Raw genomic sequence first — 19767 nt, 5'->3', positions numbered from 1 at the left:
CATGTCTGCAGTTCAAATCAACGACGTCGTCAAGCGATATGGCGCTCTCGAAGTCGTCCACGGCATCAGTCTGGCGATCCAGCCCCAGGAATTCGTTGTCCTGGTCGGGCCCTCGGGATGCGGCAAGTCGACGACGCTTCGCATGGTCGCTGGGTTGGAGGAGATCTCCGGCGGCACGGTTTCGATCGGCGGGCGGGTGGTCAACAAGGTCGCGCCGAAGGACCGGGACGTCGCGATGGTGTTCCAGAACTACGCGCTCTATCCGCACCTGAATGTGGCGGAGAATATCGCCTTCGGCCTTCGCGTCAGGGGCGAAAAGCGCGACGTGATCGACAAGGCGGTTGCGGAGGCCGCGCAAATCCTGGGGTTGACGGATTATCTCGCCCGTAAACCTGCCGATCTCTCCGGCGGCCAGCGCCAGCGCGTTGCCATGGGCCGCGCCATCGTTCGCAGGCCCAAGGTCTTCCTGTTCGACGAGCCGCTCTCGAACCTCGATGCCAAGCTGCGCACCCATATGCGCGCCGAGATCAAGCATCTGCACAAGCGCATGCAGGCAACCAGCATCTATGTGACGCATGACCAGGTCGAGGCGATGACCTTGGCAGACCGTATCGTCATCATGAACGGCGGAAATATCGAACAGGTCGGCTCGCCGATGGAGGTGTTTCTTGAGCCTGCGAACACCTTCGTTGCCGGCTTTATCGGCTCACCGCCCATGAACCTTCTGGACGCGGTGATTGCGAAACGCGACGGCGGCGTAAAGGCGGTGCTGACGGGTGATGCCGGCCAGAGCCTCAGCATTCCGGACGCCTTTGCGAAGGCCGCAACGGAAGGTCAGCCGGTCAAGCTGGGTCTCCGGCCGGAAATCATGTCCATCCGGACCGGCGACGGACGCGAAACGCTGGATTGCGCCATCGAGCTTGTGGAGCCGCTCGGCGCCGAAGCGCTGCTTCACGGCAAGGCAGACGGACATTCCTTCGTCGCGAAGGCGGAAACGCTCTACTCCCATCACGAACTGAACGGCGTGGCGCGGCTTGGCATCGATACGACGCGCATTCATGTTTTCGATGCAGGGACCGGCCGTTCTCTCAAAACAGGGAGCGCGTTGCGGCCATGAAGCATCTTCCCCGCGAAAGCCTGCACGATTTTTGGGAGGATCTGCGCCGGGATTGGCAGCTCTACCTGCTGTTGACGCCGATGATCCTGTGGTTTGCGTTGTTTCTCTATAAGCCCATGTACGGGCTTCTGATCGCATTCAAGGATTTTTCGATTTTCCGTGGCATCGAAGGAAGCCCATGGGTGGGTTTTGCGAACTTCGCGGAACTCTTCCAGAACGACATGTTCGTCCGAGCCTTCTGGAACACGATCACGATCAGCGGCCTGGGACTGATATTCGCGTTTCCGGTGCCTATCATCCTGGCGCTGATGTTCAACGAAGTTCAGAGTGCGACGGCGCGCCGCTGGGCTCAGACGGTCGTCTATCTGCCGCACTTCATTTCGGTTGTGATCGTTGCGGGCATCGTCATCAATTTCCTGTCGCCGTCGACCGGAGTCGTCAATCTCTTGATGAAAAGCCTCGGACTGGAGCCGGTCTATTTCCTGACCCAGCCCGAGTGGTTCCGGCCCGTTTTCATCGGTTCGTCGATCTGGAAGGAAGCGGGGTTCGAATCGATCGTCTATCTTGCGGCGATCGCGGGTGTGAGCCCAACCCTCTACGAGTCCGCGCGGGTGGACGGCGCGTCACGCTGGCAGATGATATGGCGCATCACGCTTCCCTGCATCCTGCCGACGATCATCATCATGCTGATCATACGGATCGGCAACCTGGTCGAAGTCGGTTTCGAGTACATCATTCTGCTCTACCGTCCCTCGACCTATGAAACGGCCGACGTCGTCTCGACCTTCATTTTCCGGACAGGTCTGCAGGGAACCCAGTACGACCTTGCCACCGCCGCCGGTCTGTTCAACGCGGTCATCGCCTTCGTCCTTGTCTATTCGGCAAATCGTATCAGCCGAAGAGTCTCTTCGACATCGCTTTGGTGAGGAGCTGAAGATGGCAAGTTTCAACCTTTATTCCCGCGGCGACAAAATTTTCGGCTGGGCCAATACCATTCTTCTTGGTCTGTTCGTTCTGTCGACCCTCTATCCGTTCATCTACGTCCTTGCTGCCTCGCTTTCGTCCGGAGCGGCTGTCACCGCAGGCCGCGTGACGCTCTGGCCGGTCGATCTTACGCTTGCGGCCTACGATCGCGTGCTTTCGGACAGGATGTTCTGGATCGCCTACGGCAACACCTTCATCTACACCTTCGGCGGCACGCTGATGAGCCTGGCGATCATGATCCCGGGGGCATACGCGCTGTCGCGCAAGCGCCTGCGCGGCCGCACCTTCTTCAACATCGCAATCGCCTTCACCCTTTGGTTCCACGCCGGCATGATCCCGTTCTTCCTGAACATGCGGGATCTCGGGCTCCTGGACAGCCGTTTCGGCATCATCATCGGCTTTGCGGCCAACGCCTTCAACGTCATCCTGCTGCGCAATTTCTTCGAAGCCGTTCCGAAGTCCTTTGAGGAAGCCGCCAAGATGGACGGTGCGAGCGAATTGCAGCTCCTTTGGAAGGTCTTCATTCCACTTTCCAAGCCGGCGATCGTTACCGTTGCGCTCTTCTGCATCGTCTCGCGCTGGAACGGATACTTCTGGGCCATGGTGCTGCTGCGCGGCGAAGAGAAGATCCCGCTGCAGGTCTACCTGAAGCGCGTGATCGTCGACCTCAACTCGAACGACGAGTTCGCCTCGAGCCTGCTGACGGCCCAGTATTCGTTCGAGACAATCACCTCGGCGATCATGATCGCCTCCATCATCCCCGTCCTCATCATTTATCCCTATGCGCAGAAATATTTCACAAAGGGAATCCTGCTGGGCGGGGTCAAAGAGTAGCAACACAAGGGAGGAGAACCTGTGAGAGCACTACACAAAGGAGCGCCCCTACTGGCGCTGATGACGGCCGTCACGATGGCATCGTCCGGCCTGGCGCAAGATGCGGGCAAGATAACCAAGGATCCGCTCGAACTGACGATCCACTTCCACTTCCGCGACAAGTACGTCTATTCGGAAAAGTGGCCGGTGGAGCAGAAGGCGGCGGAAATCACCAACGTCCATGTCCGCAACGTGGCATCGCTTGCAACGAGCAGCAGCCGCGACGCGTTCAATCTTCTGATCGCCTCCGGCGATCTTCCCGATATCGTCGGGGGCGACGCGACCGGAGGGTTGAAGGAGGACTTTATCCGCTACGGGTTGGAAGGCGCCTTCGTCCCGCTGGATGATCTGATCGAGAAACATGCGCCTCATCTGAAGGCGTTCTTCGACAGCCACCCTAAAATCCGCAGCGCGATTTCCGGGCCGGACGGCAAGATCTATTTCATTCCCTATGTGCCGGACGGGAAATTTTCACGCGGCTGGTTTATCCGCCAGGACTGGCTCGACAAGCTCGGCCTGAAGCGGCCGGAGACCCCGGAAGAAGTCCATGAAGTCCTCAAGGCCTTCCGGGACAAGGACCCCAACGGCAACGGCGTCAAGGACGAAGTACCCTATTTCGCCCGAGAGGAAGTGGATGCGGTCCGGCTCATCAATCTCTGGGACGCGCGTGTTTCGGGTTCCGAGCGCTACGGCGATTTTGCCGTCTATGACGGCAAGCTTCGCCATCCCTGGGCCGAGGAAAACTACAAGACCGGGGTTTCGCATGTTGCCCAGTGGTACAAGGAAGGGCTGATCGACAAGGAGATCTTCACGCGTGGCGCTCGCTCGCGAGAATATCTGCTCGGCAATAATCTCGGCGGCATGACGCATGACTGGTTCGCCAGCACCTCGACCTACAACGACGCGTTGTCGCCGAAGATCAAGGGGTTTGCCTTGAAACCGATGCTGCCGCCCAAGACCGTGTCCGGCAAGCGATTTGAAGATGCCCGCCGGCTGCAGGTTCAACCGGTGGGATGGGCGATTTCGGCAACCAACGAGCACCCTGTCGAAACCATCAAGTATTTCGACTTCTGGTTCTCCGATCAGGGCCGCACATTATCGAATTTCGGTGTGGAAGGCCTGACCTACGAAATGGTCAATGGCAAGCCGCAGTTCAAGAAGGAGGTCCTCGCGAACAAGGACCCGGTCAACGCACAGCTCTGGGCCATCGGCGCCCAGGTCCCGCGCGGGTTCTGGATGACTTACGAATACGAGCGCCAATGGACCAACAAGATCGCGCTTGAAGGCATTGACCTGTACGAGCAGTGCAACTGCCTCAAGGACGAGTTCCTTGGCGTGTCGCTCAATGCCGAGGAGAAGGCAGTCTTCGACCGCTATTGGCCGAGCATCCTCACCTACATGACCGAGATGCAGCAGACATGGGTGCTTGGCGCCCAGGACATCAATACCGGTTGGGACGGCTACAAGAAGCGCCTGACCACCCTCGGCTACGATAAGGTCATCGAAATCATGCAGGCCGCCTACGACCGTCAATACAAGGCGGCCCAGTAGCCCTTCCTCAATCGGGATGGCGGCCCGGTCGCCGCCACCCTCTCTTTCCGCTTTTCAAAGGAGTTCGAGCCGCGATGCGTCACTCTGCCCCGGGCCTTGCCAAACAAGCTCATCTCGATGAACCCCGTCCGGGTTCATTGACCATTGGCTACGTGCCGAACGAGCAGAGCCTTCCCAAGGAAAACCCGCCGCGCTTCTCCTGGCTGCCCGATATCGACGACGGCGCGCGGTACGTCCTTCGCATCTCGACGGATCCCGGTTTCGCCGATGAAAAAACCCGGACCTTCCCTGATCTTGCCTGGAATTTTTTCACTCCGGACGAAGCTTTGGCAGAGGGCCGCTATCACTGGTCCTATGGGTTATGGGACCAGAAGACGGCAACATGCAGTTCCAACTGGAGCGCCGTGCGCAGTTTCGAAATTAGTGAAGCATTGCCGCAAACCCCGCTGCCCGGAAGAGCCGCCCGGCATGCCGCCTCACAGACCAGCCACCCGCGGCTGTGGCTCGATCCTGACCAGCTCAAATCCTTTGCGGCAGCCGTCGCGAAGGACCCTGGTCACTGCGGCTGGTCGGATTTCGTCGAGAAATCCGTGAAGCCCTGGCTTGAACGGCCGATCGTGGAGGAGCCCCGCCGCTATCCCAACAATGCCCGCGTCGCGACACTCTGGCGGCAGATGTATATCGATTGCCAGGAGGTCATCTATGCGATCCGGCATCTTGCCATCGCGGGCCGCGTCCTGGGGCGCGACGACCTGTTGGATGCCTCCCGCGACTGGCTGCTCGCCGTCGCCTCGTGGGATATGGATGGTGCAACCTCGCGTGCCTATAATGACGAAGCGGCCTTCCGCGTCGTCGTTGCATTGGCCTGGGGTTACGACTGGCTTCATGATCACCTGAGCGAAGAGCAGCGCGATACCGTGCGGACCGTTCTTCTGCGCCGGACGCGCGAAGTGGCCGATCATGTCATCGCACACGCGCGCATTCACGTATTTCCTTACGACAGCCATGCTGTGCGCTCGCTCTCGGCAGTACTGACGCCGGCCTGTATCGCGCTTTATGGCGAAAGCGACGAGGCGGTCGAATGGCTTGACTATACCGTCGAATTCCTGGCGACCCTCTATTCCCCCTGGGCCGGAACGGATGGGGGATGGGCCGAAGGGCCTCACTACTGGATGACCGGCATTGCCTATCTCGTGGAGGCGGCCAATCTGATCCGATCCTATATCGGCTTCGATCTCTATCGGCGGCCGTTCTTCCAGAACACCGGCAGGTTTCCCCTTTACACCAAGGCGCCGGGAACCCGGCGTGCCGGCTTTGGTGACGATTCCACCATGGGCGATCTACCGGGGTTGAAGGTCGGGTACAACGTGCGCCAGTTTGCCGGCGTGACCGGCGACGGCCATTATCAATGGTACTTCGATCGCATCAAGGCGGATGCGGCCGGGACCGAAGCGGCCTTCTACAACTACGGCTGGTGGGACCTGAATTTCGACGACCTTGTCTATCGTCACGATTATCGGGAGGTAGCAGCGGCTTCGCCTGCCGACCTTCCTGCACTTGCGGTTTTCCACGATATCGGCTGGGCCGCAATCCAGAAGCATATGGACGATCCCGACCGGCACCTGCAATTCGTCTTCAAATCGAGCCCTTACGGTTCTCTCAGCCACAGCCATGGCGATCAGAATGCGTTCGTCCTGTATGCCTACGGCGAAGATCTGGCGATCCAGTCAGGCCATTACATCGCCTTCAATTCCAGCATGCATCTCAACTGGCGCCGGCAGACCCGGTCGAAGAACGCGGTCCTGATTGGCGGCAAGGGCCAATATGCGGAGAAGGACAAGGCGCTTGCTCGTCGCGCCGCCGGCCGTATCCCCGAAGTCGAGGAAAAGCCCGGCCATATTCGCATTCTCGGAGATGCGACGGCCGCTTATCAGGTCGCCAATCCGCTTGTTCAAAAGGCCGAGCGCGAAATCCACTTCGTCAATGACAGCTATTTCGTGATTGTTGATCAGGTGGAGTGCTCCGAACCGCAGGAACTGCAGTGGCTTTGCCACACGGCCGGCGCGCCGCAGATCGGCCGATCGAGCTTCCGCTACAATGGCCGCAAGGCGGGCTTTTACGGTCAGTTCGTCTTTTCCTCCGCCGGCACGCCGCAAATCACGGCCGTCGAAGGATTTCCCGGTATCGATCCGGCGGAACTCGAGGGTCTCGAGCTGCACCACCACGTCTGCGCCACCGCGCCGCCGGCAACGAGCCACCGTCTCGTGACCCTTCTCGTTCCCTACAGCCTGAAAGAGCCGAAGCGCATTTTCAGCTTCATCGACGATCAGGGCTTCTCCACCGACATCTATTTCAGTGATGTCGACGACCAGCGTTTCAAGCTGTCGCTTCCAAAACAATTCTAGCGCATGTGAGGTTTCCAATGCAGCGTTTTACCAACAAGACTATCGTTGTCGCCGGTGCCGGTCGTGATATCGGGCGGGCATGCGCCATCCGGTTTGCCGAGGAGGGGGCGAATGTCGTCCTTACCTACAATGGTGCCGCGGACGGGGCGGCCAAGGCGGTTGCCGAGATCGAGCGGCTGGGGCGCTCGGCTGTGGCAATCAAGGCCGACCTGACCAACGGTGCGGCGGCCGAAGCCGCGATCGCCGCAGCCGAAGACAAGTTCGGTGTCATTCATGGCCTCGTCCATGTCGCCGGTGGCATGGTCGCCCGCAAGACCATGACCGAAATGGACGAGCTGTTCTGGCGTCAGGTCCTCGACGTGAACCTGACGTCCCTGTTCCTGACGACAAAGGCCGTTCTTCCCAGGATGGCCAACGGGGGCGCGATCGTGACCTTCTCCTCGCAGGCCGGCCGTGACGGCGGCGGGCCGGGCGCCATCGCCTATGCCACGTCGAAAGGCGCGGTCATGACGTTCACCCGCGGCCTCGCGAAGGAAGTTGGCCCTCGTATTCGGGTCAATGCCGTATGCCCCGGCATGATTGCCACGACCTTTCATGATACCTTCACCAAGCCTGAAGTTCGCGAGCGGGTGGCTGGGGCCGCGCTGATGAAACGGGAGGGATCGAGCGAAGACGTCGCCGGGCTGGTAGCCTTCCTGGCGTCGGACGATGCGGCCTACATCACCGGTGCCTGCTACGACATCAACGGCGGCGTCCTGTTCTCGTGAAGTGCCGGTAAAGCCAATGTCCGTGTCTTTCCCGAGAGCAGGCCGAATTGCCATCCTCGGCACCTCGCTCGTCCAGCAGAACCACCTTGGCGATGCGACGTCGCTTGCGACCTCGGCACGCGGTTGGATGAGCTGGGCCGAGGTGTTGTCGCACGGCCGGCTTTCCTGCCCCGTCCATCACGATCCAGGCGTTGTGCCCGGTTGGGAGCCAAGCAATCGCGAAGGCGTCAGCCGTTTCTTCTCCGGCCTCAATTTCGGGGTTTCGGGGCAGAAGGCGATCGAGATCGAACGCCGGGTGCCACGGCTGCTGGAATCGGATTTCGACCTGATCATCGTTGATGCCGGCACCAACGACATGATGGTGGAGACGCGTCAAACCATCGCGGAGACGCGTGCGCGGATCGCTTCTGCGCTGCTTGAGGCGGGAAAGACCGTCATCCTGCTTCCGATCCTGGCGCGCGGTATCCAGAAGTGGCCGGCAGGCGGCGCGGAGCGGGCGAAGGCGCATTGGATCAATCGGCACAGCATCGATTTTGCCGCGGGCCACGCCAACTGCCATATCTTCGATTGGAATGCCACCTGGGTCGATACCGACAGCGATTTCGGCGAGCCGCATGCGGGTTATTCCAATGACGGGACGCATTTCTCGGTGCTTGGCGGCTTTGCGGTTGGCAGCCTTCTGGCAGACTATCTCGAAAACATCGTGCCGCTTACACCGGACCGCGTGCTGTCGAAGGATGATCGCTTCGATCCGGTGAACAATCCCCTTGGCAACCTGACATCGAAGTCGTCCGCACGGCCAATGACGGAGAAAGGGGCAGCCAGTCATCGTCTGGGCGGCGAGATCATTCATCCCGGTATCGGCGTCTGGGTGGAGGCGGTCTGCGACGTGGAGGTGCCTGCCCATGATGGTGTTTCCGGCATCTCGCTCAGACTGAAGGACGCCGCAGACGACGGGCAGGAGGCAATTGCGCTCGCGCCCTTCTACGCCGACGACGGCTCGCTTTTTCCGTTCCCGAGCACGTCCTGGCGTGGTGCGTTGAGGACCCCGCCGCTGAAACTCAAGCCTGGCGCGAAGGCGCCCGAACTGTATCTCGACGTCATCTTGCGTGCGGGCGCCATGCCGATCGAGATCGGGATCGCCCGTATCGACGTCCGGCCTGTTCCAAGTCCGGTACGCGCATGACAGGAAGCCAACGCAAGCCAAGGCTGCTCATCGCCATGCGGGACGAGCTTCCCGAAGGTTTCTTCGGGTCGCGCGAATGGGCAAGGCTGAAAGCGGTAGCGGATGTCATTCCGGGTTTCCCGTTTACCGATTTCGACAGTCCAGCCGGTGCCGAAGCGCTTGCCGAGGCGGATATTCTTCTGGCGGCCTGGGGCACGCCGGCGTTGACGAAGGTGCGTCTCAGGCGTGCGCCACGGCTCAGGATGGTCGCCTACGCGGCGGCTTCCGTGCGCACGGTCGCGCCGGCCGAATTCTGGGAGACGCCCGGCATCCTCGTCACCACGGCCGCGTCGGCCATGGCCGTTCCCGTTGCCGAGTTCACGTTTGCAGCGATCATCATGTGCGGCAAGGATGTCTTCCGCCTGCGCGACGATCATCGCTCGGAGCGTGGGTCAGGCAATTTCGGCAGCCGGCGCGGCCTGAACCGGTCTTATCTCGGCAATCATTCCCGTCGTGTCGGGATCGTCGGCGCCTCGCGGATCGGTCGCCTGGTCATCGAGATGCTCGCGCGCAGCAAATTCCAGATCGCCGTCTATGATCCGTACCTGAATGCGGAAGAGGCGGCTGCGCTCGGCGCGAGGAAGATGGAACTGCACGATCTGCTCGCGTGGTCCGATACGGTGTCACTCCACGCGCCGGTCTTGCCGGAGACCCGCCATATGATCGGCGCCTGCGAACTGGCACTGATGGCGGACCATGCGGTGCTGATCAACACGGCGCGGGGCTGGCTTGTCGATCATGACGCGCTGCTCAGCGAAGCCCGGTCGGGTCGCCTGCGCATTCTGATCGATACGCCCGATCCGGAGCCGTTGCCGCAGGATAGCCTGTTCTACGATCTTCCCAATGTTGTTTTGACCCCGCATATCGCCGGTGCGCTGGGCAATGAATTGAAGGCGCTTTCCGATCTTGCCATTACCGAGATCGAAAGATTTGTCGGTGGCCTTGCGCCACTCCACCCGGTGCATAAGCGTGATCTGGAGCGAATGGCATGAACAGGTTTGAATATTGTTTCTCCACGCTCGGCTGCTCGGAATTGAGCCTGCACGAGGTGGCCGATCTTGCGGAACGCCACGGCATCGAGGCCGTGGAACTGCGTGCGCTTTCCGGAACGCTCGATCTGCCGGCGGCACTTGCCGCCGAATTCGGCGAGCCCTCCGGGCTGGCGGCTTTCCTGTCCCGCCGGAAGGTGCGGATTGCTGCGCTGAATACTTCCGTTCGTTTGTTCGAGGGGGCGGATCTGTCCGCGGTCGAGCCGTTTATCGCCTGGGCCGAGGCGGCCGGTGCCGGATATCTGCGTATCTTCGACGGCGGCAGCCGATTGAGCGGAGCCGATCTGGTGCGCGCCGGGGACATGCTGGATGCCTGGCAGGCGGTGCGGCGGTCCCGCGGCCTGAAGGTCGACGTGATGATCGAGACCCACAATGCGCTGGCGGATTTCGAGCAACTCGTCGCGTTTGTCGAGCGAGTGCCTGCAGCACGGATCCTGTGGGATACGCACCATACATGGGCGAGGGGGACGGGCATCGAGGTTCTCTGGCGCCGCATCGCGGGGAGCGTCGTCCATCTGCACGTCAAGGACAGCATGACGGACAGTGACGGGCGTCGAACCTACGTACTGCCGGGACAGGGTGATTTTCCCATGGCAGGGTTGATGGCGCTTCTTTCGTCGGACGAGCGCCGCGTGCCGATCAGCCTGGAATGGGAGCGCCATTGGCATCCGGAACTGCCGCCGCTGGAGGACGCGCTGACGGCAGCGCGTGGTTGGTGGCGGCAGGGAGATTTCTGATGCGCATTGCCGAAATCCGTCTCACACCTGTCGCCATACCCGACAAACCGCTGTTGAACTGCAAGGGCGTCCACCAGCCTTATGCCTTGCGCACCGTCATCGAGGTCATCTGCGATGACGGGACGGTCGGACTGGGTGAAAGTTACGGAAGCATCAAGGCGCTGGAAGGTTTCCGGCGCGCGGCGCCAACCTTGATCGGCCTCGATCCTTTCCATCTTCACGAGCTGAAGTCGCGCGTCATGACGGCGTTGCCCGAAGGCGGCGGCATCAATGCAAAATCGGCCGTCGCCGATCACAAGCTGACGGATGTGGTCGCTTCCGCCTTCGAGGTTCCGTGTCTTGATATCCAGGGCAAACTGCTCGGGCGTCCCGTAGCCGACCTGCTCGGAGGCGCGGTGCGCAGCAGCGTCTCCTTCAGTGCCTATCTTTTCTTCAAGTTCGGCGCCCATGTCGGGCAGGAACCGGACACATGGGGTGAGGTGCTCACGCCCGACCAGATGGTTTTCGAGGCGCGAACCATGGTCGAGACGCACGGCTTCCGCTCGCTCAAGCTCAAGGGCGGTGTGCTGCATCCCGATCTCGAGATCGAGACGATGTTGAAGCTGCGGGAGGCTTTTCCCGATCATCCGCTGCGGATCGATCCCAATGGCGGCTGGACGGTAGAAACGGCCATTTACATCGCCCGCAGGCTGGAGAACGTCCTCGAATATCTGGAGGATCCGGTTATCGGCATGGATGCGATGGCGCAGGTCGCTGCCGCTACCTCGATCCCGCTTGCCACCAACATGATCGTGCTGGAATTCGATCAGATCGCCGAAGCCTTCCGAAAGAAGGCGGTGCAGATCGTGCTTTCCGATCACCATTATTGGGGCGGACTACGGGCTTCCACGCATCTCGGCAAAATATGCGAGACCTTGGGATTTGGCGTCTCCATGCATTCGAATTCGCATCTCGGCATCACGCTGGCGGCCATGCTTCATGTCGCCGCGGCAACGCCGAACCTGAGTTACGACTGTGACACGCATTATCCCTGGACCGGTATAGACGTGCTCGAGGGTGGGCCATTCACTTTTTGCGATGGCGCCTTGGCCGTGCCGGATGGTCCGGGTCTGGGCGTTACCCTTGATCGCGACAGGCTGGCCGAACTGGCGGTCCTCTATGAACAGGCGGGTGTGAAGGAGCGCGATGACACTGCCTATATGAGGCAGTTCGATCCGGGCTACGAGCGACGAGTGCCACGGTGGTAGTCTACGCCTCACGGATCAAGAAACTGTAGACCATGGCCCGGGGCAATCTTCGGGGAGAGCCGCCGTCGGCCATCGATTTGTCGAACCTCGTGCCGATCGCGGCAAGAAGCTCGGCTTTGGAAGCGGGGACAGCCATTCTGGATCTCCAACGACGCGGCCTCTGGCCTGAACGACAGATACGCTCCGCGACCCTGTGGGTGAAGCTGCCGTCATGCCGCAATCGTACGGCGGCCGAACCTGGCACTAGTCGATGCAGCCGCTCGACATAAGCCGGAGTTGACGCGCATCAAAGAACGCTGTGGCGGAAGGGCGCATAGACAGACCTGACTGTGCCGTGCCAATAACGGATGTCCAGATCGGACATCGGCGGTTGGCCGCAACTGATGAGGGGACCGTGAAGAACCGCAGAGCGCCTGGCTGGAGTGTTGTGTTCGCGTCTATCGCGGCCTACGCGCTCGTCGTGCAGATGGTGCTTGGCTCCGTCCTTCTCGGCTCAGCGGTTGCAGCTCCTGTCATCGATGATTTTGGAAACCCGCTTTGCATTACCCATGCCGGCGGTAGCGGCCAATCCGATCACAAGGACGGCCCGAAACTGCCCGAGTGCTGCACCCAGGCGTGCAGCGTTCTCGCGCCGATACTCGCACCGCAGTTTTCCGACAATTTTCTGAGCAACCGGCTGGAGGCCACCTCCAAACCGGTTCCGATCGAAGCGGACACAGGTCCCTTCGAACGGCCCGAGACTTCTCCCGGAAATCCCCGCGCGCCGCCCCAGGCAGCCTGAAAGCGTGCCGCGCAAAACGTACATCGTCTTGCGACACGGCATGCGAACCAAAGACTTGAAGCGCGGCTGGTGAATCCCAAGGATCGTCAGGCGCTCCAAGTCGGGCACCCCTCTGTTTCCTAAACTCGCTTCGGCCAAACGGCAATGACGCGGCGAAAGCCGCGTATCGCCCCGGCGACCGGAGGGATCGGAGCAAGGGCGGGACACCGTTTCAAATCCCAATCCACCCTGGACCGGCGCCTCCTCGGCTGCCCGTCACCTCAAAATCAGGCCGTCCAACGTACGATCAAAATGGAGATTCACATGTTGAAGAAAATCACCACAACCGCCGCCATCCTCGTGGTCGGCAGCACCGCCGTTTTGGCGCATGTCACCCTGGAAGGAAAAGAAGCTCCTCTAGGCTCGACCTACAAGGCGGTGCTGCGCGTGCCGCACGGTTGCGAGGGCAAGCCGACGAACATCGTGCGCGTCCAGATCCCGGAAGGCTTTTACGCAGTGAAGCCGCAGCCGAAGGCCGGCTGGACGCTCGACAAGGTCAAGGGCGCCTATGCCAAGGCCTATGACAATCACGGTTCACCCGTCACCGAAGGGGTCAAGGAAGTGGTCTGGAGCGGCGGCAACCTCGGCGACGACGAGTATGAGGAATTCGTGCTGCGGGGCACGATTGCCGCCGATCTGAAAGCCGGCGACATGCTCTATTTCCCGGTGATCCAGGAATGCCCGGAAGGCCTCAAGGAACGCTGGATCGAAGTGCCTGCCGCAGGCCAGAAGGCGTCGGACCTCGAACTCCCGGCGCCGGGCGTCAAGCTCCTTCAGAAGACCGGCAACTAAGCGATCGATCCATCCGGGAGCATGAAGGCCGATGACGCCGCTTTGCTACAAGGCATTTTCACTGACCGGCACTCTGCAGCGGTTCCTGTTTGCTATCCTGCTGTGGTCGGTCCTGACGGCGGCGGCATCCGCCCATGCATCCCTCAACACGACCGAGCCGCGCGATGGCTCGGTCGTACCCACGGCCCCGCGCGTGATCGCTCTGACGTTCAGCGAGCCTGTCTCGCCGACCGGCCTGAAGCTCACGCGGCCGGACCGCAGTTCAGTCACTCTCAAAAACTTCGTCCTGAAGGACAGGACGGTCGAGATTATCCCGCCCGACGACCTTTCGGACGGAAGCTATCTTCTCTCCTGGCGGGTCGTTTCAGAAGATGGCCACCCGATCGGCGGCTCGGTCGTCTTCTCGATCGGGCGGCCGAACGCCGACGCCCGGGGCACGATGGTCGATATCGACTGGCCGGTCCGCGCCGGTCTCTGGATCGGCAAGGTCGCATTTTATGTCGGTCTCTTCTTCGGGGTCGGCGGCGCTTTTGCCATCCACTGGTTCGCGGACGGTTCCCGGAATGCGTTGAGGCAGGTGCTTGCCACCCTCGGCGCCGGCTTTGCGGGCGCCTTGCTTTCAGCAGGCTTCCAGGGCCTCGATACGGTGGGCGAGCCTGTTTCGCGGCTCTTCGTGCCGGCTGTCTGGAAGGCGGGAATGGCCACGAGCTTCGGGCCGACCGTCATCTTTGCGGTCGCGGCCCTGGCGCTTGCGGGGCTCGCTCTGGCCAGCGGCCGGGGCAGGGATGCCCGCTGGATATCGATATCCGCCGTCATAACCGCGGCATTTGCCCTCTGCCTCAGCGGGCACGCGAGTGCGGCGGACCCGCAATGGCTGATGCGCCCGGCCGTTTTCCTGCATGTCGCGGCCATAGCTGTCTGGGCCGGCGCGCTGCTGCCGCTCCTGGCCGAGTTCAGAAAAGGCGGAGAAGCGGCCGGCGCGGCATTGCACCGCTTCTCGGTCTTCATGCCATGGGCCGTCCTGGTTCTTGCCGTGGCCGGATGCGTGCTCGCCGTCGTCCAGGTCCGCACTCCGGAGGGGCTGGTCACGACGGCGTATGGGATCGTATTCCTCGTCAAGCTCGGGCTGCTCGTCCTGCTGTTTGCCCTGGCAGCCGTCAACCGGTGGAAACTCACCTCCGGTTCGAGGAAGGGGGAGCCTTTAGCGATCCGCCAGCTCGTTCGCTCGATCGCTGCGGAGACCGTCATCCTGCTCCTCATCTTCGCTGTGGCTGCGACGTGGCGCTTCACGCCGCCTCCACGCACCTTGATCGCCGAAGTCCAGAGGACTGCCGTCGTTCACCTGGAGACCAGCAAGGCCGTGGCTGACGTCAGGATCACGCCGGACAGGGTAGGGGAGGTCGCGATCTCCGCGGCCATCGTCAAAAGCGACCGGTCGCCGCTCGATCCTCAGGAAGTAACGGTTGTGCTGTCGAACCCGGGGGCGGAGATCGAGCCGGTAAGGCGCCGGGCCGAGAAAGGCAAGGACGGTTGGGCGGTGCCCGATATCGTGCTCCCCGTACCCGGGCGGTGGCGACTTCGCCTTGATGTGATCATCAGCGATTTCGAGATCACCAGGATGGAAGGCGAGATCGAAATCGCACCTTGACTTCGACCCAGCCGGACGCTCCTCCAGGGTCCGCAAACCCAACATTCCTTCATCCTCCCACCACCCGCCGCCGCACGCGGCTCAGCATCGGTCCGTATTCGAGGACAAAGAGGCCGAACGCGGCAAGCCATGCGGCGCCGGAAAGCGAATAGATCAGGCTGGTAAATTCCGGAAAGAGGCCGGCGCTTGGCCTTAGAAGGGCGCAGAGCACGATTGCCGCATAAGAAGCGACGGTTGTTCGCGACGCGGTCAGGACCCGTCCGGTATGGCCAAGGCTTGCCCGTGTCATGACGGCGAGCATCATCGTGGTCACGGTTCCGACGCTCAGGACGTGGATAGCGGAGGTCTGGTCGAAAAGGTTCACCGCGGCAAGGCCGATCGCAAGGAACCCCAGCGGTATGAACAGGTAGGCGATATGCAGGATCGTCACCAGCATTTCCGCGGTCGTGGTCCAGCCCTGCCAGCGTGCGAGCCGGATAGCCTGCATGGCTGCCGCCACTCCTGCCGCCCCTGCAACAAGCTTTCCGTCGTCCAGAATGACCCAGGCGGCCAAGGCGGCGACCCCGCACAGGATGGCCGCCGTATCAAACCGGTCATAGGCGGCGGGGAAATCCGTCCGACCGGTCTTGTTGATCCAGTTGCGGGTGAAGCTCGGGATGATTCGCCCGCCCACAACGAGGATCATTGCGATATAGGCCGAGAGGGCAAGCTTGATCCCGATGGACGGGTGCTGCCCGCCGGCCACCGCCAGATGATACAGGATGTTGGCGGCGGAGAGGGCGACCAGGCCGGTGATGACCTTCAAATCCTTCCACTTCCGTCCCGCGACCACTTCGCGCACGCAGATGAAGAGGAGGAGGGGCAGAAAGGCGCTGTCGGCCAGGATGGCGGCCATGGTGCCGATAAAGTCGGACAGAAGCAGCGCCAGCCTGCCGGAGACCCAGACGAGAAACAGGAAGACCAGCGGCCAACCGGACACCGGCAGCCTGCCGGTCCAATTGGGGACCGCGGTGAGCAGGAAACCCGCCAGCACGGCGCTCGCATAACCGAACAGCATCTCGTGTGCATGCCAATGGACGGTGCCGTAGGAAATCGCCACGTCGATCAGTCCGGCCAGGCTTGCCATCCACAACAGCATCGCGGCAGCCGCCCAGAGGGCTGACGAGAGAAAGAATGGCCGGAAGCCGTAGGAGAATATGATCGGGGCGGTTGTGGAAAGTCCCCTCGGGATGCTCCCAGGTCGCCGCCCGGCCGGAATTGTCGTCATCTTCGGAACTCCTTGTTCGGCATCCTTGTAGCGGCGGCGACGGCGCCCTTCATTGCGGCGTCGCAAGCAGACGCGGGAATATTTGCTGCCGGCGCGGCAACAGCGCATCTTCGATCTCGCCGCGGGCTGTGCTAGGTTCGCGCTGACCGTAGCGGAGCATAGGCCGTTGAAGATCGATAAGAGCCTTGTGAGAAGTTTTCCCCTATTCGAAAGGATGGAGGATGCCGATACGGAAGCACTTCTTGCTCACGCGACATCTCGTCGGGTGCCGGTTGGCGAAGCCGTCTTCGAACAGGGGGCGGCCGCGACGCATTTCCATCTGCTTCTGCACGGCAGGCTGAAAGTCACCCAGGTCACCGAAGACGGTCAGCAGATCATCGTGCGCGTCGTCCACCCAGGCGATCTCTTCGGTTTTGCCAAGGCGCTTCAACGCACGGACTATCCCGGCACGGCGATGGCCGTTGCGGAAAGCATCGCGCTCTGCTGGCCGACGGAACTCTGGCCCCAGTTCGTCGATCGAAATCCCCGGCTTGCGGTCACCGCCATGCAGACGATCGGGCAGCGCCTGGAAGAAGCCCATGCCCGTATCCGCGAAATGTCGACGCAGGAGGTCGAGCAGCGGGTCGCCCATGCGGTTCTGAGGCTCGCCAAGCACGCGGGCCGCAAGGAAGGCGACGCGGTGCGGATCGATTTCCCGATTTCCCGGCAGGACATAGCCGAGATGACCGGCACGACGCTGCATACCGTCTCGCGGATCATGAGTGCATGGGAGGCGAAAGGCTTGGTCGAAGGCGGACGCCAGAAGCTGCTGGTGAAGGATGCCGAAGGCCTGCTGGCGCTGGCCGAACGCACGAAGGGATAACGGGTGGGATAGGCGTTCTGAAATGGGCGCCGGACAACCCGGAAAGATGCCTCAGATCTCCCGGATGATCGAATCGCTCAGGCGCTCGATTTCCTCGATGATGAACAATGCCGGATCGTCCGCAGCGCCGGATGCTACCATCTCGTAGACCGCATGGCGCTTGTCCCGGACATTCCCCACATGCGAAACGAGCGGCGCCCTTTCGTGGTGCCATGTCTCTCCCCAGCGCCTGATCAGCGTTAGAAGCTTCATGGCGTCATCATCGAAGGGTTCCACGGCGGGTCGTAGGTCAGTTCCACCTCGACGCTTTTCACGCCGGCGACCGATGCGGCGCAAGCCTGGATGGCTTCCTTCAGAAAGGTCGAGGCGGGGCAGCCTTTCGTCGTGGTGGTCATCGATATGTGCATGTCGCCGGCCCGATCCGCCTCGACGCGGTAGATCAGGCCCATGTCCACGACGCTGCGCCCCATCTCCGGATCGATGACCATGGAGAGTTGTTGCCTGACCTGTTCGATCAAGCTGGCTTGCTCGGACGTGTCAGGCATCGGCAACCCCGTTGCCGATGCGGATCATGATGCGGTAGGCGCTGCCGTCCCGATCGAAATTGCCCACCCATTGGTGGCCCCGGCGCGTCAGTTCCGGAAACAGGAAGACCGGCTCGCGTGCCAGCACCGCGAAGATCACTTCGCCTGGGTTGAGCGCTTCGGCCGCGCCGAGAATTCGCTGCATCGGTTCCGGCGGATCGAGATCGGAAAGGTCGAGCTGCACGGACGGTTCCGCCCACAGTTCGGGCGAGACCGCGTTTTCAGAGAGCGCGACCGCTTCTTGCTGGCGCGGCGTGAAACGGACCTCGAAATCCCCGCCGTCGAGTTCGATAACGGCGTGATCGAAGCCCCTGGCATCCATGACGCGATAGAGCGGTTGCGGCTTGAAGGGCGCAAGCAGCCTCAGTCCCTGACCGGGCTGCAGCGTCCCGACCGCCGTCATGATCGCTTCGAAAGGCTCGCCGCCGTTCTTCAGGATCGGCCTGACATCGAGTTCCTTGAATTCCTGGGTCATCGTGACCTCCCGTTGAAGCTTGGTAAGATGAGCCGCCGTGCGGCGACGGCCGATGGCAGCCGGGTCGCGGCCGGGACCATAGCGAGGCGGCGGGCCTGGATGAACTCGAAGGCGAGAGCGCAGACAGCCGTGAGCTGAGCGAATGTAGCCGCCCTGAACATGTCCGGCATGTCGAGGATCAGGACCGCGGTCGCCGTCGCCGTCGCGGTGAAATAGAGCCCGAACCACAAGGATGCCCGCCGCTCGTTGACGAGGTCCTGGACGCGCGGGACGGCTGTGCGGCCAAGCAAGGGGCCGTAGAACTCCAGCCACGTCATGAATGCCACGATTTTATAGAGCTGCCCGAGGCCGAGCCCGGTCAGCCAGCCGAACGTGAAGAGATAGGCGACGGGCATCACCATCCCGGCCGGGTTGCCGATGACGATCGAGGCGGCGAAAAGAACGAAGCAGAGGACTAGCATGCCGATCGCCAACAGGCTCGCCATCACGTTCAGTTCCACGGACTTCCGTTTCCGCTCGCGGAAGATCGAGTGGATATCGATGGCGTAGAAAAGAGCGGCAAGTCCCGAGAGCGCTATCGTCAGGTGAAGCGGCCAGTCAGCGGGCAAGCCGGCGCCATCGGAGAAAATGCCATAGCCGGCGGCCAGGAGAGCGGCGGCCGATAGCCAGCCGATCGCCCGGCTTGTCCCGCTCGTCCTTTCGGGCGACAGCAGGAACATCGTCAGGAGGCGGTAGCTGACGCCGATCGCGGTGATGGTCATCCATCCGAACAATCCGAGATAGGCGTGCGCCGGTCCGGCCGAGAGCAGCAGCCCGACGAGACGCGGATCATCGGTGAGGCCGGAGAGGGAAAGGGCAAACAGCAGCCCGACCAGCGCCGTAATGATCAGTGGCACGCAGCCGAGCGCGACGAACTTTGCCGGCAGCGAGTACGGCCGGGCTGCCGCAAGCGTCCCCGCGACCATCCAGCAGAGGCCCGCGAATGCCACGGTCAGGAGAAGGCCTCCGGCCGGCAGCATCCACGTCCAGAAGGGTACGAGATCGGCGAGCCCCAGGAACCCGCCGAGCAGCAGGAGGAGCCCGAGCATGGTCAGCAGCAAGGCGGGCAGGGCGAGATGGGGGGATTGCAGCTGTCGCGAGGCGATTACCGGCACGAATTGAAGCAGCGATCCCGCAAACAGGAGACCGAGCCAGCCGATCGCAATCAGGTGGACGACCACGAGCGAGACCGGATCGTCGATGGGAGCGGATGGATACCCGAACCCCGATATCGTCAAGGCCAGCCCGGCGACCAGACAGACCAGCGCCGTCGCGAAATAGGACATCGTCCAGGGGGAGAGAGTGGCGCCGGGCATGGGTTTCGT

20 protein-coding genes are annotated in these 19767 nt (G+C 61.9%); 14 read left to right on the top strand and 6 right to left on the bottom strand.

Going from position 1 to position 19767, the window contains the following annotated elements; all coding sequences use genetic code 11:
* Position 1: 1 nt before the first annotated feature.
* The 10 genes from C5L10_RS21315 to C5L10_RS21270 all read left to right on the top strand — a co-directional run bounded on the left by C5L10_RS21315 (position 2) and on the right by C5L10_RS21270 (position 11955).
* Positions 2-1117 carry an ABC transporter ATP-binding protein gene (locus C5L10_RS21315; RefSeq protein ID WP_105431281.1) on the top strand — a complete coding sequence of 372 codons (1116 nt, stop codon included), beginning with the start codon at positions 2-4 and terminating at the stop codon, positions 1115-1117.
* Positions 1114-2043 (top strand): sugar ABC transporter permease, encoded by a 930-nt coding sequence (locus C5L10_RS21310; protein ID WP_105431280.1) that lies wholly within the window; start codon positions 1114-1116, stop codon positions 2041-2043. The genes C5L10_RS21315 and C5L10_RS21310 overlap by 4 nt, the downstream gene beginning before the upstream one ends.
* A gap of 10 nt (positions 2044-2053) precedes the next feature.
* A complete protein-coding gene (locus tag C5L10_RS21305; protein ID WP_105431279.1) occupies positions 2054-2935 on the top strand; it encodes a carbohydrate ABC transporter permease in 882 nt (293 codons plus the stop codon).
* 60 nt (positions 2936-2995) lie between these two features.
* Positions 2996-4525: an extracellular solute-binding protein gene (locus tag C5L10_RS21300; protein ID WP_105431278.1), complete on the top strand. Its 1530-nt coding sequence runs from the start codon at positions 2996-2998 to the stop codon at positions 4523-4525.
* A gap of 74 nt (positions 4526-4599) precedes the next feature.
* Complete coding sequence (locus C5L10_RS21295) at positions 4600-6930, top strand: alginate lyase (RefSeq protein ID WP_105431277.1); 2331 nt, start codon at positions 4600-4602, stop codon at positions 6928-6930.
* A 17-nt stretch (positions 6931-6947) separates the two neighbouring features.
* Positions 6948-7697 (top strand): SDR family NAD(P)-dependent oxidoreductase, encoded by a 750-nt coding sequence (locus tag C5L10_RS21290; RefSeq protein WP_105431276.1) that lies wholly within the window; start codon positions 6948-6950, stop codon positions 7695-7697.
* 16 nt (positions 7698-7713) lie between these two features.
* Positions 7714-8883, top strand: a complete 1170-nt coding sequence (locus C5L10_RS21285) for an SGNH/GDSL hydrolase family protein (protein ID WP_105431275.1) — start codon at positions 7714-7716, stop codon at positions 8881-8883.
* A complete protein-coding gene (locus tag C5L10_RS21280) occupies positions 8880-9914 on the top strand; it encodes a hydroxyacid dehydrogenase (protein ID WP_172717097.1) in 1035 nt (344 codons plus the stop codon). The genes C5L10_RS21285 and C5L10_RS21280 overlap by 4 nt, the downstream gene beginning before the upstream one ends.
* A complete protein-coding gene (locus tag C5L10_RS21275) occupies positions 9911-10708 on the top strand; it encodes a sugar phosphate isomerase/epimerase (RefSeq protein WP_105431273.1) in 798 nt (265 codons plus the stop codon). Before C5L10_RS21280 ends, C5L10_RS21275 begins: the two co-directional genes overlap by 4 nt.
* Positions 10708-11955: a glucarate dehydratase family protein gene (locus C5L10_RS21270; RefSeq protein ID WP_105431272.1), complete on the top strand. Its 1248-nt coding sequence runs from the start codon at positions 10708-10710 to the stop codon at positions 11953-11955. Before C5L10_RS21275 ends, C5L10_RS21270 begins: the two co-directional genes overlap by 1 nt.
* A 1-nt stretch (position 11956) precedes the next feature.
* On the opposite strand, the gene C5L10_RS34740 is transcribed toward C5L10_RS21270, so the two are convergent.
* A complete protein-coding gene (locus tag C5L10_RS34740) occupies positions 11957-12091 on the bottom strand; it encodes a ClbS/DfsB family four-helix bundle protein (protein WP_172717096.1) in 135 nt (44 codons plus the stop codon).
* Between the two features lie 258 nt (positions 12092-12349).
* Between C5L10_RS34740 and C5L10_RS21265 the strand changes: the two genes are divergently transcribed.
* The 3 genes from C5L10_RS21265 to C5L10_RS21255 all read left to right on the top strand — a co-directional run bounded on the left by C5L10_RS21265 (position 12350) and on the right by C5L10_RS21255 (position 15215).
* On the top strand, positions 12350-12736 hold the full coding sequence (locus C5L10_RS21265; RefSeq protein ID WP_172717095.1) for a hypothetical protein: 387 nt from the start codon (positions 12350-12352) through the stop codon (positions 12734-12736).
* 303 nt (positions 12737-13039) lie between these two features.
* Positions 13040-13567 (top strand): YcnI family protein, encoded by a 528-nt coding sequence (locus C5L10_RS21260; RefSeq protein ID WP_105431270.1) that lies wholly within the window; start codon positions 13040-13042, stop codon positions 13565-13567.
* Between the two features lie 31 nt (positions 13568-13598).
* Positions 13599-15215 (top strand): copper resistance CopC/CopD family protein, encoded by a 1617-nt coding sequence (locus tag C5L10_RS21255; RefSeq protein WP_105431269.1) that lies wholly within the window; start codon positions 13599-13601, stop codon positions 15213-15215.
* Between the two features lie 49 nt (positions 15216-15264).
* Here C5L10_RS21255 and C5L10_RS21250 read toward each other — a convergent pair whose 3' ends face one another.
* Positions 15265-16482 (bottom strand): NnrS family protein, encoded by a 1218-nt coding sequence (locus C5L10_RS21250; RefSeq protein ID WP_105431347.1) that lies wholly within the window; start codon positions 16480-16482, stop codon positions 15265-15267.
* Between the two features lie 166 nt (positions 16483-16648).
* Here C5L10_RS21250 and C5L10_RS21245 point away from each other — a divergent pair, with 166 nt between their 5' ends.
* The gene (locus C5L10_RS21245; protein ID WP_105431268.1) at positions 16649-17344 is read left to right on the top strand and encodes a Crp/Fnr family transcriptional regulator; all 696 of its coding nucleotides are present in this window, start codon (positions 16649-16651) and stop codon (positions 17342-17344) included.
* Positions 17345-17395: 51 nt separating this feature from the next.
* Here C5L10_RS21245 and C5L10_RS21240 read toward each other — a convergent pair whose 3' ends face one another.
* From C5L10_RS21240 to C5L10_RS21225, 4 genes are read right to left on the bottom strand one after another with little or no spacing between them, the layout of a single operon-like run.
* Entirely contained in the window at positions 17396-17596 is a 201-nt protein-coding gene (locus C5L10_RS21240) for a hypothetical protein (RefSeq protein ID WP_105431267.1), read from the bottom strand.
* Positions 17593-17889, bottom strand: a complete 297-nt coding sequence (locus C5L10_RS21235) for a metal-sulfur cluster assembly factor (protein WP_105431266.1) — start codon at positions 17887-17889, stop codon at positions 17593-17595. The genes C5L10_RS21240 and C5L10_RS21235 overlap by 4 nt, the downstream gene beginning before the upstream one ends.
* Positions 17882-18403, bottom strand: coding sequence for a DUF2249 domain-containing protein (locus tag C5L10_RS21230; RefSeq protein ID WP_105431265.1), 522 nt, complete (start codon positions 18401-18403; stop codon positions 17882-17884). Before C5L10_RS21230 ends, C5L10_RS21235 begins: the two co-directional genes overlap by 8 nt.
* The gene (locus C5L10_RS21225) at positions 18400-19758 is read right to left on the bottom strand and encodes a hypothetical protein (protein ID WP_105431264.1); all 1359 of its coding nucleotides are present in this window, start codon (positions 19756-19758) and stop codon (positions 18400-18402) included. The genes C5L10_RS21230 and C5L10_RS21225 overlap by 4 nt, the downstream gene beginning before the upstream one ends.
* Positions 19759-19767 lie beyond the last annotated feature (9 nt).

The sequence above is a fragment of the Neorhizobium sp. T6_25 genome (assembly GCF_002968555.1).
Classification (GTDB): domain Bacteria; phylum Pseudomonadota; class Alphaproteobacteria; order Rhizobiales; family Rhizobiaceae; genus Neorhizobium.
The sequence above is the reverse complement of the archived record's forward strand: the minus strand, read 5'-3'. Positions and strand labels throughout refer to the sequence as shown.

Bases quoted from the DNA above. Each gene is read 5' to 3' on its own strand.
- C5L10_RS21280 (WP_172717097.1), top strand. From the start codon at position 8,880: ATGACAGGAAGCCAACGCAAGCCAAGGCTGCTCATCGCCATGCGGGAC.
- C5L10_RS21255 (WP_105431269.1), top strand. From the start codon at position 13,599: ATGACGCCGCTTTGCTACAAGGCATTTTCACTGACCGGCACTCTGCAG.
- C5L10_RS21315 (WP_105431281.1), top strand. From the start codon at position 2: ATGTCTGCAGTTCAAATCAACGACGTCGTCAAGCGATATGGCGCTCTC.
- C5L10_RS21230 (WP_105431265.1), bottom strand. From the start codon at position 18,403: ATGACCCAGGAATTCAAGGAACTCGATGTCAGGCCGATCCTGAAGAAC.
- C5L10_RS21250 (WP_105431347.1), bottom strand. From the start codon at position 16,482: ATGACGACAATTCCGGCCGGGCGGCGACCTGGGAGCATCCCGAGGGGA.
- C5L10_RS21310 (WP_105431280.1), top strand. From the start codon at position 1,114: ATGAAGCATCTTCCCCGCGAAAGCCTGCACGATTTTTGGGAGGATCTG.
- C5L10_RS21290 (WP_105431276.1), top strand. From the start codon at position 6,948: ATGCAGCGTTTTACCAACAAGACTATCGTTGTCGCCGGTGCCGGTCGT.
- C5L10_RS21295 (WP_105431277.1), top strand. From the start codon at position 4,600: ATGCGTCACTCTGCCCCGGGCCTTGCCAAACAAGCTCATCTCGATGAA.
- C5L10_RS21270 (WP_105431272.1), top strand. From the start codon at position 10,708: ATGCGCATTGCCGAAATCCGTCTCACACCTGTCGCCATACCCGACAAA.
- C5L10_RS21300 (WP_105431278.1), top strand. From the start codon at position 2,996: ATGACGGCCGTCACGATGGCATCGTCCGGCCTGGCGCAAGATGCGGGC.
- C5L10_RS34740 (WP_172717096.1), bottom strand. From the start codon at position 12,091: ATGGCTGTCCCCGCTTCCAAAGCCGAGCTTCTTGCCGCGATCGGCACG.
- C5L10_RS21275 (WP_105431273.1), top strand. From the start codon at position 9,911: ATGAACAGGTTTGAATATTGTTTCTCCACGCTCGGCTGCTCGGAATTG.
- C5L10_RS21260 (WP_105431270.1), top strand. From the start codon at position 13,040: ATGTTGAAGAAAATCACCACAACCGCCGCCATCCTCGTGGTCGGCAGC.
- C5L10_RS21285 (WP_105431275.1), top strand. From the start codon at position 7,714: ATGTCCGTGTCTTTCCCGAGAGCAGGCCGAATTGCCATCCTCGGCACC.
- C5L10_RS21240 (WP_105431267.1), bottom strand. From the start codon at position 17,596: ATGAAGCTTCTAACGCTGATCAGGCGCTGGGGAGAGACATGGCACCAC.
- C5L10_RS21225 (WP_105431264.1), bottom strand. From the start codon at position 19,758: ATGCCCGGCGCCACTCTCTCCCCCTGGACGATGTCCTATTTCGCGACG.
- C5L10_RS21305 (WP_105431279.1), top strand. From the start codon at position 2,054: ATGGCAAGTTTCAACCTTTATTCCCGCGGCGACAAAATTTTCGGCTGG.
- C5L10_RS21235 (WP_105431266.1), bottom strand. From the start codon at position 17,889: ATGCCTGACACGTCCGAGCAAGCCAGCTTGATCGAACAGGTCAGGCAA.